Source organism: Massilia sp. TS11 (assembly GCF_022012445.1).
Taxonomy (GTDB): domain Bacteria; phylum Pseudomonadota; class Gammaproteobacteria; order Burkholderiales; family Burkholderiaceae_D; genus Telluria.
Genome location: NZ_JAKLTS010000003.1, coordinates 134,239 through 147,011 on the forward strand (window position 1 = coordinate 134,239; position 12,773 = coordinate 147,011).

The following is a 12,773-nucleotide window of genomic DNA, read 5'->3' on the forward strand; positions in this document are numbered from 1 at the left end:
GCAGTCCCGGGGTTTTGTTTTGCCCGCACGAAAAAATGGGGTCAGACCCCATTTATCGGTTCGACAGATTCTTGCCTTCCAACGAGAAGCCGGTCTGGCAGGAAAAAATGGGGTCAGACCCCATTTTTCTGGCTGGATAAATGGGGTCTGACCCCATTTTTTATGAACCATTTTTTCTGGCGGTATACCTTGTGTTGGGACGAAAAAAAACCAGCCGCTGACTGCGCGGCTGGCTAGCCCAAGGGAATGGGTAGGGTCAGAACTTGACGCTCATGCCGGCGTAGTAGCGGCGGCCCGACCAGATGTACTCGTTCACGCGCGACAGCGAGCCGGCGTCCGAGACTTGGTTCTGGTTCGACAGATTCTTGCCTTCCAGCGAGAAGGTGATCTGGTCGGAGTAGCGATACTGGATCTTGGCATCCAGATAGCCCGTGGTTTCGATGAACACCGGATTCTTCGATACATCCAGCGATCCCGTGTAGTAGCGGTCGCGGTGGTTGTAGGCGATGCGGGCGTTGATCGGACCCAGGTCATACCAAAGGCCAATGTTGTAGCTGTTCTTGGACAGACCCGGATACGGCAGGATCGAGTTGTCCAGCGGGTTCAGACGTTCCAGACCCTGCGCATAGCTGAAGTTCATGCGCGTGAAGTTGGTGTCCAGACCGAAACCGCGGGCCCAGCCCGGCAGCCAGGTCAGCGCGTGGCGCACAGCGATTTCCACACCGCGCGTGGTGGCGCCCGGGGCGTTCACCGGCAGGGTCACCTGCCACTGCTTGCCGTCGCCGAAGAAGTCCACACCGGTCAGCGTCGTCGAGATCGGGCTGCCGACGGTGATGTTCTTCTGGAAGTAGGCCAGGCTCAGGAAGGTGTCGCGGTTGACGCTGTATTCCAGGCTCAGGTCCTTGTTGGTGGCACGGAAGGGCTTCAGATCCGGGTTGCCGGTGGCGCTACACACGTCGTAGCCATTGCCGCCGAACTGGGCCAGACCGGAACCGAGCGTACAGGTGATGCCCGGCGACAGTTGCTGGATGTTCGGACGGGCCATGACCTTGCCCCAGCCCAGACGCACATTGAAGGTGTCCGGAATGATATTCACGACGGCGTTGAAGCTCGGCAGAATGTCATTGTAGGTGTTGTCGATCGAGGTGATGCCGTTGGCCGTGATGGTGTCGGTATAGGTCGACGCGCCCGGCGCCGTGGCGGTGCGCACCTGGGTACGGGTCAGGCCGATCGCCGTCTCGTAGGTCTTCACGTAACGCACGCCGACATTGCCGCGCACATCGTGGCCAAACAGCTCGGTCCCCCAGTCGCCGCGCAGATAAGCCGCACGCGTGCGCTCGGCCATCTTGTAGGCGGGGATCTGGTCATAGGTCTTGCCGTCGCTGCCCGGCGCCGTGTACAGGTAGTCGTGGTTGAACTTCGACAGGTCGAAGAACTGGCCGACATTCTGGTAACCCGGGGCGATCCAGCTGCTCGGGAAACCGCTGACGCCGCTGTAGCTGGTGTAGAAGTTGTCCGAACGTTCGGTCAGCAGGGAGCTGGCGATGTTCTGCATCGTGGCCGAGTTGACGAAGCGGTTCCAGGTCGGCAGCGAGGCGATGTTCGCCGGGTTCTGCTGGACCGGCAGGGTGCCGGTATTGTTGAACGGATCGTAGTTGATGTTCTGCGTCACGTTGGCCGTCTGCACATACACGCCCGGCGAGACCATGTAGCCGCCGCCCGCGTAGTTGGCCATCGTGCCCTTGCTGGCGCGCACACCGAACATCACGCGTTCGAGGAAGTTCCAGCCGGTGCGATAACGCAGGTCCAGCTTGACCTGGTCTTCGGTGGTCTTCTGCTCGACCGGACGGTACTGCAGCGCGGCCTGCACATAGGAACCCGGATTGCTCGGATCGTAGGCGCTCGGGAAGGTGAAGTGGGGCAGACCCTTGCTGTCGAGCGACACCTGCAGGCCCGGTGCGTTCTGGGTCATGATCAGGTTGTTGGTGTCGTTCGTGTAGAAGGCGTCGGACTTGGTGATCTGGCCTTCCGCTTCGAGGCCGCCGTTCTTGTACTCGAAACCGCCGTTGTAGTAGTTCGAGGTGATGTCCTGCTTGAAGAAGCGGGTGGCGGTCGAGAACGCGCCCTGGCCGCCCTGGTTGGCCACGTACAGGCAGTTGCCGACGGTGTAGGACGTTTCGATATGGTCGGCCGTGGTCACGCCGGCCGGGGTGACGGCAGTGCTGACCGGGGTGCAGGTGCCGGCCTTCGAGGCCAGGCCGGTCTTCGGATCATAGACCGGCGCCGTGCCGGCGTTCGACAGGCGCAGGGCCGTGGTGCCGGTGGTGCTGTTGAAGCTGTTGTCGGTACCGAAGTTACGGTCGGTCAGGGTCTGGTGCTGGGTATTGCGCTGACCGGCCACATACACGTTGAAGCCCTTGTCGATCTGGTACTGGGCCATCAGCTGGGTCGAGTTGCGGTTGTGGTCGCGCGACCACTGGCCGTAACGCGGAATCTGCGGCGCGTAGTCGTACCACTGCAGCTGGCAGTTGCGCTGGCTGGCCGTCGGCAGCGAGGCGCAGCCGGCCGGGGTGGTGATCGCGGCCAGGGTCGGGTCGGTGCTGACGTTGGTCTTGTCGGGCGAGAAGTCCCAATCGCGCAGATAGGTCCACGAGGTATTGCGGATGTAATCGTTACGCGTGAAGACCTTGTCGTACACCACATTGGCCAGCAGGCCAAGGCGGCCGTCGAGGAAGCGGTCGGTGATGAACAGGCTGCCGCGCGGCTGCACGCCGCCACGCAGCGAGGATTGCTCGGCCGAGGCATTCGCCGCCATCGTGAACTTCTTGAAGTCGAGCGGCTTGCGCGTCTTGATGATCACGGAGCCGCCGACACCGCCTTCGACCAGATCGGCCGTCGTGCCTTTGTAGACGTCGATCGACTGGATCAGTTCGGCCGGCATTTCGCGCAGTTCGGCGCCGCGCCCGCCCGGGTTGGTGCCATTGGTCGACAGCACCGAGGCGCCGTCGATCTCGACACGGTTCAGGTCCGGCTCGACGCCGCGGATGGCGACGGTCGAGCCTTCGCCGAATTCGCGCTGCAGCTGCACGCCGGTGACGCGCGAGAGCGCTTCGCCGACGTTCTTGTCCGGGAACTGGCCGATGTCTTCCGCCACGATCGAGTCCACCACGGTGGACGCCTTCATCTTGCGGTCGATCGAGGACTCAATCGATTTGCGCGTGCCGGACACGATCACCGTCGCGGTGTCGTCCTTGCTGGCGGGGGGAGTGCTCTGGGCATACGCGCTCGCGCCGGCAAAGGCCGACATGATCGCGAGATAGGTGCCGCAACGCTTGGTATTCAAGACGCGACGCGGCTGGTCGAGATTTTTCAATTTGGTCTCCTCTGGGTACCGCGCTTGGGTAGGCGGTTCTTGTTACTGCCCGATCATTCTAGGTGGAGCATCTGGCGAAAACAGCAGGGTCAAAAAAGTAATCAGGAAGTTGATTGCCAACTGTGGCGAATTCGTCAGAACGCCAGCAATGGCGGGCTTTTCCGCAATCATGCGGATGATCATTTGCGTCGTTTTCGCCGTTTTTTCGGGCGTGTGATCAGCTCGTCAGCAGCGCACGCCAACGCGCGCGGTAGACGGGCCACATCGGGTCCTGCCAGGGGGCGGCGGCCTGTTCGGCACGCGCCGCACCGGCTGCGCCAAGATGCAGCATCAAGCCGCCACTGGTGGTGCCGCTGGTGTCGTCCGACACCAGCACGGGCTGGGCCGGATGCAGGGCCGCCAGCAGCGGGGCGAAATACGGATTGGTGGTGAAACTGCCTTCGATCACGAGCGGGGCTTGCACGCCGAGGCAGTCGAGGCAGTAGTCGCTCATCAGGGCCACGTACAGCGTGGCCAGCGCATAGGCTTCGGCCGCGTTGGCCGGCGCCGGTCCGATCTGGCGGCCAGCCTGGCCGGCAAACGGCCCGCCCGCTTCGGCGAAACAGGGCAGGGCATAACTGCCGCGTGCGATCAGGCGGGCGATATCGTCGGCGCTGCAGGTCTGCGGCTGCGGCCCCGCCAGGGCGGCGAATTCGCGTCCGCCCATGAAACGCATGCAGGCCACCGGGTTGCCAAACGCGTCCACATTGGCCAGCATGTCGCGCCGCTCGTCCAGGCGCGCCAGCGGCACGTCGAAGGCCGCGACGATCACCCAGGTGCCGGTCGACAGCACCGCCGGCAGGCTGCGCTCGGGCGCCAGCAGGTGGCGCAGCAGTGAGGCATTGCTGTCATGAATGCCGCAGACCACGCCGCAGTCGGCAGGCAGGCCGGTGGCCGCCGCCACGCTCGGCAGCAGCGGGCCGAGCGTGTCGGCCGCCTTGTGCAGCGTCGGAAAGCGGCTCTGCCAGCCTTGCTTGTGCACCAGCGGCGCCAGCTGCTGCTCGAGCGGCAGCCACAGGTCAGTGTGGCAGCCGAGCGAGGTCACTTCGCTGGCGGCCACCCCGCACAGGCGCCAGGCCCAGTATTGCGGGTACATCAGAATATGGCGCGCGCGCTTGAATTCCTGCGGAAAGCGGCGTGCCAGCCAGAACAGCTGGCGGCCGAGATTGAGGCCAGCCGGCAGGCGCGGCGAGTAGGTACACTGGAAGGGATCGCAGGCGGCGCCATAGTCGGGCTCGGCCTCTTCGGGCAAGGCCGATTCGTAGTCGAGCACGGGCAGCACCAGACCCTGCTCATCGATCAGCGCGGCGGTTGCGCCATGCGTCACCGGCACGATCGCGCGCACATGCGCCTGGCTGGCAAACGCGCGCAGCACCTCCAGCATCCACTGCCACAGGCCTTCGGTATCGAGGTGCGGATAGGGACCATCGCGCAGCACGCTGTTGGCGCGGCGCGCGCTGGCGAGCGTCTGCCCGTCATGAGCGATCAGGCTGAGCTTGGCGTTGGTCTTGCCGATGTCGAGGACGATGGTCGCGTCTTGCATGCTTTACTTCTTCTGTTGGCGGCCGTTGAGCAGGCGCGGCAGGGCAATCGTCACCAGCAGCAGGCTGCCAACCACGATCGTCATCACAATGCCGGGCAGATTGGCCAGCGCCAGGCCGTAGTTGACGGCGCCCAGGGTCAGCACGGCCAGCAGTACGCCAGCGATGGTGCCGCTGCCGCCGGCAATGGCGACGCCGCCAAGGATTACCATCGTGATCGCTTCGAGCTCCCAGCCCATGGCGATGTTGGGACGCGTCGAACCGATCCGGCCCGTCAGCAGGAAGGCGGCCAGACCGGAAATCAGGCCGCTGAGGGCGAACAGAGCGAACCGGTAGCGGTCGACGCGGATGCCGGCAAAGCGGGCCGCCAGCGGGTTATTGCCGATGGCAAAAATGCGGCGACCCCAGCGCGTGCCATGCAGCAGCACGGCAAACACCACGGTCAGCAGCAGGAAGATGACGAAGGCGCGCGGCACCAGATCGAACACATAGCCCTGGCCCCAGTCGGCCAGCAGCTGCGGATAGCCGGTAAAGGCCTGGTCGCCGAGTACCACCGAGGCCAGCCCGCGGAACAGCGACACCGTGCCGATCGTCACCACAATCGAGGGCAGGCCGAACACCGTCACCAGCAGGCCATTCACACAGCCGCACAGCGTGCCGGTCGCCAGCGCCACCACGAACAGGCCGCCTGGCGGAACGCCGGCCTGGTGCGCCATGCCCATCGCCACCGAGGACAGGGCCAGAATGCCGGCCACCGAGATATCGATCTCGCGGCAGATGATCAGCAGGGCCATCGGCAGGGCGATCATGGCCTTTTCGCTGAAATTGGAGGTGCCGTCGAGCAGGTTCTGCGGGTCGAGGAAGTTCGGCAGCACGGCGCCGCCCGCGGCCAGCACGATCAGCAGCAGCACGGCCAGCAGGCTCTCCCACTGTTTCAGCCAGGCCGACAGCGGCCGCGGCGCGCGGTCCTGGATCGTATAGCGCGAGCTGCTCACGCCTTCGGACATCATGTTCAAGCTTGGCTCCTTGCGGCGTGGGTGCGGTACAGGGGCAGAATCTGGCGGCTGGCCGCGCGCTGGCTGCGCGCATTGATCAGCACGGCCGCGAGAATCACGACGCCGGTCAGGGCGCTCTGCCAGAACGGCGAGATCTTCAGCACCGGCAGCGCGTTATTGACCACCGACAGGAACAGCGCACCGAGCACGGCCGCGAGCACGCTGCCGGCGCCACCGGCGATCGAGACGCCGCCGATCACGCAGGCCGCGATCACGGTGAATTCATAGCCGTACGCGATTTCCGTGTAAGCCACCGCATAGCGCGCCACCCACAGATAACCGGCCAGGCCCGCCATGGCGCCCGACAGCGCATACACGCCAAGCAGGCGCATGCGCGCATCGATGCCGATATAGCGCGCCGAATGCGGCGCATTGCCGATGGCATACAGGTCGCGCCCGAAACGGGTGAAGCGCACCACATAGGCCATGCCGGCCACCACCGCCACGGCGATCCACACCAGATGGGTCAGGCCCAGCAGGCTGGCGAGCGGGAAGTCGACAAAATGGGCCGGCAGCTGGCGCGAGGACACCCAGGCCCCGCCCGAGAGCACGAACACGAGGCCGCGGAACACGCTCATGGTGCCCAGCGTCACCACGATCGGCGGCAGCTCGAGATAGCCGATCAGCCAGCCATTGAGCAAGCCCTGCACCAGGCCGATCAGGGTGGCCGCCAGCACGATCACCAGCAGCGGCAGCTCCGGATGGGCGGCGGCCAGCAGGGCCGCCATCATGCCCGACAGCGCCAGGTTCGAGGCCACCGACAGGTCGATCCCGCGCGTGACGATGACCAGCATCTGGGTCAGGGCCAGCATGACCAGCACGGCGGCATCGGTCAGCAGATTGCCCAGGCTTGCAGGGCTGAGGAATACGGGCGCACGCAGGCCGACCAGGCCCACCAGCAGCAGGGTGACGAGGGCCAGCACCCACTCGCGCTTTTCGATACGCAGCTTCATGCGGCGAGCTCCTCTTGTTCAGTGATGCCGGAGGCGGCCGAGACCACGGCCTCGGGCGTGGCATCGGCGCGCGCAAAAGTCGTGCGGATATGGCCCTGATGCATGACCACGATGCGGTCGGCTAGACCCAGCACCTCGGGCAGTTCGGACGAGACCAGGATCACCGACAGGCCTTCGCGCACGAGTTCGCTGATAAAGCGGTGCACGGCCGCCTTGGAGCCGATGTCGATGCCCTTGGTCGGTTCGTCGAGAATGATGATGCGCGGCTGCGTGGCCAGCCATTTGCCGAGCACGACCTTCTGCTGATTGCCGCCCGACAGTTCGGACACCTGCTGCAGAAAGTGGTGCGCCTTCAGTTCCAGCTTGCTGGCGAAATGGCGCGCCAGATCGCGCTCCTGGCGGCGCTGGCCGCGCAGGAAGAAGCCCAGCTTGTCGAGCACGGCGAGGCTGAAGTTATGCAGAATCGGCATCGTCAGGTGGGCGCCCTGGTGCTGGCGGTCCTCCGGCACATAGGCCAGGCCGAGCGCAATCGCGTCTTCGGGCGAACGGATGCTGACAGTCTGGCCGCCGATGCGCACCTCGCCGCTGACCTGGCGCGTCAGGCCGAACAGGGCCTGCATGAGTTCCGAGCGGCCGGCGCCGACCAGGCCATAAAAGCCCAGAATCTCGCCCTGGCGCAGATCGAAATCGATCCCGGCAAATTCGGTCGGGTGCGACAGGCCGCGCACCGACAGCAGGGTGTCGCCGAGCACCACCTCGGCCTTCGGATAGGCCTGTTTGACGCTGCGCCCGACCATCATGGCCACCAGGCCCTGCTCGTCGGTATCGGCCAGGCGGCCGGCGGCCACGTATTCGCCGTCGCGCAGCACGGTGTAGCAGTCGGCCACTTCAAAGATTTCGTCGAACTTGTGCGAGATGAAGATGATCGCCGTGCCCGCTTCCTTCAGCTGGCGCACGATGCGGTACAGCTCGCGGATTTCGCGCTGCGACAGCGAGGCGGTCGGTTCGTCCATGATGACCACGCGCGCCGCATGCGACAGGGCGCGCGCGATCTCGACGAAATGGCGCTGCGCCACCGACAGGTCCTTGACCTTCTCCGTCACCGGCAGATCGACTTCCAGCCGCGCGAACAGGGCGCGCGCTCCGGCCTCCATGGCGGCCCAGTCGACGCGCGCCGGCTTGTCCGTCATCGGCTGCCGGCCCACGTAGATGTTTTCGGCCACCGTCAGTTCATCGAACATCACGGTTTCCTGGTGCACGGCGGTGATGCCGGCCGCGCTCGCGTCCTGGGGGCTGCGCAGCTGCAGGGCCTGACCGTCGACCAGAATCTGGCCGCCATCGGGCTGGTAGATGCCGGTCAGGGTTTTCACCAGGGTCGACTTGCCGGCGCCGTTCTCGCCGATCAGGGCCATCACTTCGCCTGCGCGCAGGCTCAGCGAGACCCCATTGAGCGCGACCACACCGGCGAAGCGCTTGCTAATGCCCTGCAGTTCCAGGACGGGGGGAGTAGACATCATGAATCAATCAAGCAGGGGCAAGTTCAGAAGATTTTGGCGAACTTGTCCACGTTATCCTTGTTGTAGACGAAGGGCGGGGCCAGCGCGGCTTCGGTGTTGGCGTCGAGGGCGATCTTGCCCATGCGGCCCGCGTCGATCTGGGCGCCGGCCTTGGCCTGGTTGCTGCCCTTCACGAAGCCATAGGCGGCATAGGTGGCTGCGTAGCCGAGGTCGATCGGATTCCAGATCGCAAACTCCTTGACCGCGCCCGACTTCACATGGCCGGCCATTTCAGACGGCAGGCCAAGGCCGGTGACGAACACCTTGCCGACCAGTTTTTCATCGACCACGGCCTTGCCGGCCGCATTGATGCCGACCGTGGTCGGGGCGATGATGGCCTTCAGGTTCGGATGGGCGCGCAGCAAGCCGATGGCCTCGCGGTAGCTCTTGTCGGACTGATCGTCGCCATACGCGACGGTGACCAGCTTCAGGTTCGCGAACTGCGGCGTCTCGAGCTGCTTCTTCATCGTGGCGATCCACAGATTCTGGTTGGTCGCCTGGGCCGAGGCCGACAGAATCGCGATCTCGCCGCTGCCGCCGATGGCGCTGGCCGCCATCTCCAGCTGCTTGGAGGCGATCAGCTCGGCGTTCGAGGGATTCAGCTGCATCAGGCGGCCTTCGGTCGCGATGCCGGAGTCGAAGGACACCACCTTGATGCCGCGCGCCATGGCCTTCTTGGTGATCGGCACCAGGGCGTTCGGGTCGTTGGCCGAAATCACGATCGCATCGACCTTCTGGCTGATCAGGGAATTGACGATCTCGATCTGGCCTTCGGCGCTGGCCGTGGTCGGGCCGGTGAAGATGATCTCGACATTGCCGAGCTGCTTGGCGGCTTCGTTGGCGCCCTCGTGGGCGGCGTCGAAGAAGCCATTACCCAGGCTCTTGACCACCATGGCGATCTTGACCTTGTCCGTTTTCTGGGCGCAGCCGCCGAGGGCGAGCAGGGCGCCGGCGGTGATGACGGTGGCCAGGGTTTTCAGGACGTTCATTCAAGGATCTCCGTTTCCATAGAGTCGTGGTGGGCAAAGTCACGCGGGTGGTTCATGGCCTGGGGGTAGGGCATGGCTTCGGGCTCGACCGTGATCACGTTGACCCCGGATTGCTCAAGCAGCTGCACGGCATTGTCAGTGGCGCGCGTATCGGTGATCACCGTCGACACGCGGTTCAGGCCGCACAGAATCAGGCCGACCTTCTTCACGAACTTGGACGAGTCGGCCAGCACGATCAATTCCTCGGCCTGGCTGATCAGACGCTTTTCGGCCTGAATCAGCAGGGGATCGGCTTCCATCAGGCCCAGCAGGCTCATGCCATACACGCTCATGAACATCTTCGACGCATAGTGGTGCTGGGTGATGTCATTGTCGAAAGGACTGAGAATGACATTCTGCTCACGGTAGACCTTGCCGCCGGGGATGATGATCTCGTTATCGCTCGACACCAGCAGGCGCTCGGCCATGAGGAAGGAGTTGGTCAGAATCTTGAGCTGCTTATCGACCAGGAACTCGACCATCATGTAGGTGGTCGTGCCGCCATTGATGATGATGGTTTCGCCATCCACACACATGTTCGCGGCGCAGCGGGCGATTGCGCGCTTGGCCTCGGCATTGTTGTGGATGTTATTTTGGAAAGTTTCGCTCTGCAGGGCGAAGTTGCGCTTCTTTTGCTGCAGATGCTCGGCGCCGCCCCGGGTGCGGGTCAGCAGATTGCGTTGGGCCAGCCAGCCGATGTCGCGCCGCACAGTGGCGGGGGAGGCATTGAGCCATTCAACAAGCTGGGGAACAGTGGCGGACTGGTTTTCCGCCAGCAGCTTCAAGAGCCGCTTACGTCGGTTATGATTGATCACTTCGTGTCTCCTGGTGCCGCTTCGTTGATCATTGTGAGCGGCTTTGCCCTGCACCTGTGCCGGTGCCTTCGGGTTTGCTCAGAGTATGCGCCGCACGATTTAACGTCAATCAACAAATGATCAAATGACTGATTGTTTGATTATTGTGCGGTGCAAAACTTGATTGGTGATCAAGTGATTGATTATTTCTGATTCAATCGCCAGTTTGATTGCTTCCGCCTTGACGCTCATCAGCCCCTGTTTTTTACTGTCTCCAGTTGATGCAGCGCTGTTGCGACATCCCCTTACACCGAATGGAGACACGAATGACTTCTGTTAAAACCGCCCAGGAACCCATTGCATCCCGATGGGACGACGCGCTGGCCGCGACCCTGAGCGAACCCCAGTTGCTGCTGTACCGCTCAAACCTGCTCGGTTCTGATCTGCGTGTGACCAATTTCGGTGGTGGCAATACTTCGGCCAAGATCATGATGCAAGATCCGCTCACCGGCGCGCAGACCGAAGTGCTGTGGGTGAAGGGCTCGGGTGGCGACCTCGGCTCGATCAAGCTGGACGGCTTTTCGACCCTCTACATGGACAAGCTGCAGGCCCTCAAGCAGCGCTACCGCGGCCTTGAGCACGAAGACGAGATGGTCGCCTATCTGCCGCACTGCACCTTCAACCTGAACCCGCGCGCCGCCTCGATCGACACCCCGCTGCACGCCTATATCGACCGCAAGCATGTCGACCACATGCACCCGGACTCGGTGATCGCGATTGCCGCCTGCGCCAATTCCAAGGCCCTGACTGAGAAAATCTTCGAAGGCGAGCTGGGCTGGCTGCCGTGGCAGCGTCCGGGCTATGACCTGGGCCTGAAGCTGGAAGCGGCCTCGCGCGAGAATCCGCACTGGAAGGGTCTGGTGCTCGAAGGCCACGGCCTGTTCACCTGGGGCGATGACGCCAAATCCTGCTACGAAACGACGATTGCCATCATCCAGCGCGCTGAAGCCTGGCTGGCGGCGAACGCACGCCAGCCGGCCTTCGGCGGCCAGCAGTCGGCCCCGCTGGCGCGTGAACAGCGCGCCGCCCTCGCTGCGCGCCTGATGCCCGTGCTGCGCGGCAAAATCTCGAAGGACGAGTTCAAGCTCGGCGACTTCAATGACACGGATACCGTGCTCGAGTTCGTCTGCTCGAAGGACCTGAAGGCCCTGGCCGCGCTCGGCACTTCCTGCCCCGACCACTTCCTGCGCACCAAGATCCGTCCGCTGGTGATCGATTTTGATCTGGCCGACGCCGACTTCGACGCCAAGCTCGAGGCCGCCCTGGAAGCCTACCGCGCCGACTACGCCGCCTACTACAACCGCTGCAAGCGCGCCAGCAGCCCGGCCATGCGCGACCCGAATCCGGTCATCTATCTGATCCCGGGCGTGGGCATGCTGTCCTTTGCCAAGGACAAGGCCACGGCCCGCATCGCCGGCGAGTTCTACATCAACGCCATCAACGTCATGCGCGGCGCCAATGGCGTCGACAAATACGTGGGCCTGCCGGAACAGGAAGCCTTCGACATCGAATACTGGCTGCTCGAAGAAGCCAAGCTGCAGCGCATGCCCAAGCCGAAGAGCCTGGCCGGCCGCATCGCCGTGGTCACCGGCGGCGCCGGCGGCATCGGCCGCGCGGTCGCCCGTCAGCTGCTGAGCGAAGGCGCCTGCGTCATGCTGACCGATATCGACGCCGCCGCCCTCGACGACGCCAAGGCCGAACTGGTCAAGGTGGCCGGCAAGGACAATGTGGCCACCGTGGCCGGCAATGTCACCAGCGAAGAGGACGTGCTCGCCGTGTTCGACGCCACCGCCCTGCAGTTCGGCGGCTGCGACCAGCTGATCTCGAACGCCGGGATCGCGTCCTCGGCGCCCCTGCAGGACACCACGCTCGAGGTCTGGAACCGCAACCAGGACATCCTCGTCAAAGGCTACTTCCTGACCTCGCGCACGGCCTTCCAGATGATGCTCAAGCAAAAGCTCGGCGGCTCGATGGTGTTTGTCGCCTCCAAGAACGGCCTGGTCGCCTCGGCCGGCGCCGCCGCCTACTGCACCGCCAAGGCCGCCGAAATCCACCTGGCCCGCTGCGTGGCCCTGGAAGGCGCGCCGCACGGCATCCGCGTCAATGTCGTCAATCCGGACGCCGTGATCCGCGGCTCGCGCATCTGGGACGGCAAGTGGAAGGAAGAGCGCGCCGCCTCGAACAAGATCGGCGCCGAGGACGTGGAAGAGTTCTACCGCAACCGTTCGATGCTCAAGCGCAGCGTGCTGCCGGAAGACATCGCCGAAGCCGTGTATTTCTTCGCGTCCGAGAAGGCCGGCAAGAGCACGGGTAATATCCTGAATGTGGACGCCGGCAACGCTGCCGCCTTCACCCGTTAAGCAAGAGGACGATG

The 12,773-nt window shown here is 64.0% G+C and carries 10 protein-coding genes; 1 reads left to right on the forward strand and 9 read right to left on the reverse strand.

Features of this window, described 5'->3' with window-relative positions; all coding sequences use genetic code 11:
- Positions 1-256: 256 nt before the first annotated feature.
- The 9 genes from LZ005_RS06140 to LZ005_RS06180 all read right to left on the reverse strand — a co-directional run bounded on the left by LZ005_RS06140 (position 257) and on the right by LZ005_RS06180 (position 10,663).
- Entirely contained in the window at positions 257-3,373 is a 3,117-nt protein-coding gene (locus tag LZ005_RS06140) for a TonB-dependent receptor (protein WP_237805749.1), read from the reverse strand.
- Between the two features lie 42 nt (positions 3,374-3,415).
- Positions 3,416-3,556, reverse strand: a complete 141-nt coding sequence (locus tag LZ005_RS06145) for a hypothetical protein (protein ID WP_237805751.1) — start codon at positions 3,554-3,556, stop codon at positions 3,416-3,418.
- A 34-nt stretch (positions 3,557-3,590) separates the two neighbouring features.
- Positions 3,591-4,955, reverse strand: coding sequence for an FGGY-family carbohydrate kinase (locus tag LZ005_RS06150; protein ID WP_237805753.1), 1,365 nt, complete (start codon positions 4,953-4,955; stop codon positions 3,591-3,593).
- Positions 4,956-4,958: 3 nt separating this feature from the next.
- Positions 4,959-5,963 (reverse strand): ABC transporter permease, encoded by a 1,005-nt coding sequence (locus LZ005_RS06155; RefSeq protein ID WP_237806124.1) that lies wholly within the window; start codon positions 5,961-5,963, stop codon positions 4,959-4,961.
- A gap of 2 nt (positions 5,964-5,965) precedes the next feature.
- On the reverse strand, positions 5,966-6,961 hold the full coding sequence (locus LZ005_RS06160; RefSeq protein WP_237805755.1) for an ABC transporter permease: 996 nt from the start codon (positions 6,959-6,961) through the stop codon (positions 5,966-5,968).
- The gene (locus LZ005_RS06165; RefSeq protein ID WP_237806126.1) at positions 6,958-8,475 is read right to left on the reverse strand and encodes a sugar ABC transporter ATP-binding protein; all 1,518 of its coding nucleotides are present in this window, start codon (positions 8,473-8,475) and stop codon (positions 6,958-6,960) included. The genes LZ005_RS06160 and LZ005_RS06165 overlap by 4 nt, the downstream gene beginning before the upstream one ends.
- A gap of 26 nt (positions 8,476-8,501) precedes the next feature.
- Positions 8,502-9,506 (reverse strand): rhamnose ABC transporter substrate-binding protein, encoded by a 1,005-nt coding sequence (gene rhaS / locus LZ005_RS06170; protein WP_237805757.1) that lies wholly within the window; start codon positions 9,504-9,506, stop codon positions 8,502-8,504.
- Positions 9,503-10,360 carry a DeoR/GlpR family DNA-binding transcription regulator gene (locus LZ005_RS06175; RefSeq protein ID WP_237805759.1) on the reverse strand — a complete coding sequence of 286 codons (858 nt, stop codon included), beginning with the start codon at positions 10,358-10,360 and terminating at the stop codon, positions 9,503-9,505. Before LZ005_RS06175 ends, rhaS begins: the two co-directional genes overlap by 4 nt.
- A gap of 120 nt (positions 10,361-10,480) precedes the next feature.
- Positions 10,481-10,663 (reverse strand): hypothetical protein, encoded by a 183-nt coding sequence (locus tag LZ005_RS06180; RefSeq protein WP_237805761.1) that lies wholly within the window; start codon positions 10,661-10,663, stop codon positions 10,481-10,483.
- A gap of 2 nt (positions 10,664-10,665) precedes the next feature.
- Between LZ005_RS06180 and LZ005_RS06185 the strand changes: the two genes are divergently transcribed.
- Positions 10,666-12,759 (forward strand): bifunctional rhamnulose-1-phosphate aldolase/short-chain dehydrogenase, encoded by a 2,094-nt coding sequence (locus tag LZ005_RS06185; protein WP_237805763.1) that lies wholly within the window; start codon positions 10,666-10,668, stop codon positions 12,757-12,759.
- Positions 12,760-12,773: the final 14 nt, after the last annotated feature.

Excerpts from the sequence above, each read along its gene's own strand:
- LZ005_RS06150 (WP_237805753.1), bottom strand. The coding sequence starts at position 4,955 with ATGCAAGACGCGACCATCGTCCTCGACATCGGCAAGACCAACGCCAAG.
- LZ005_RS06145 (WP_237805751.1), bottom strand. The coding sequence starts at position 3,556 with ATGATCATCCGCATGATTGCGGAAAAGCCCGCCATTGCTGGCGTTCTG.
- LZ005_RS06160 (WP_237805755.1), bottom strand. The coding sequence starts at position 6,961 with ATGAAGCTGCGTATCGAAAAGCGCGAGTGGGTGCTGGCCCTCGTCACC.
- rhaS (WP_237805757.1), bottom strand. The coding sequence starts at position 9,506 with ATGAACGTCCTGAAAACCCTGGCCACCGTCATCACCGCCGGCGCCCTG.
- LZ005_RS06185 (WP_237805763.1), top strand. The coding sequence starts at position 10,666 with ATGACTTCTGTTAAAACCGCCCAGGAACCCATTGCATCCCGATGGGAC.
- LZ005_RS06155 (WP_237806124.1), bottom strand. The coding sequence starts at position 5,963 with ATGATGTCCGAAGGCGTGAGCAGCTCGCGCTATACGATCCAGGACCGC.
- LZ005_RS06165 (WP_237806126.1), bottom strand. The coding sequence starts at position 8,475 with ATGTCTACTCCCCCCGTCCTGGAACTGCAGGGCATTAGCAAGCGCTTC.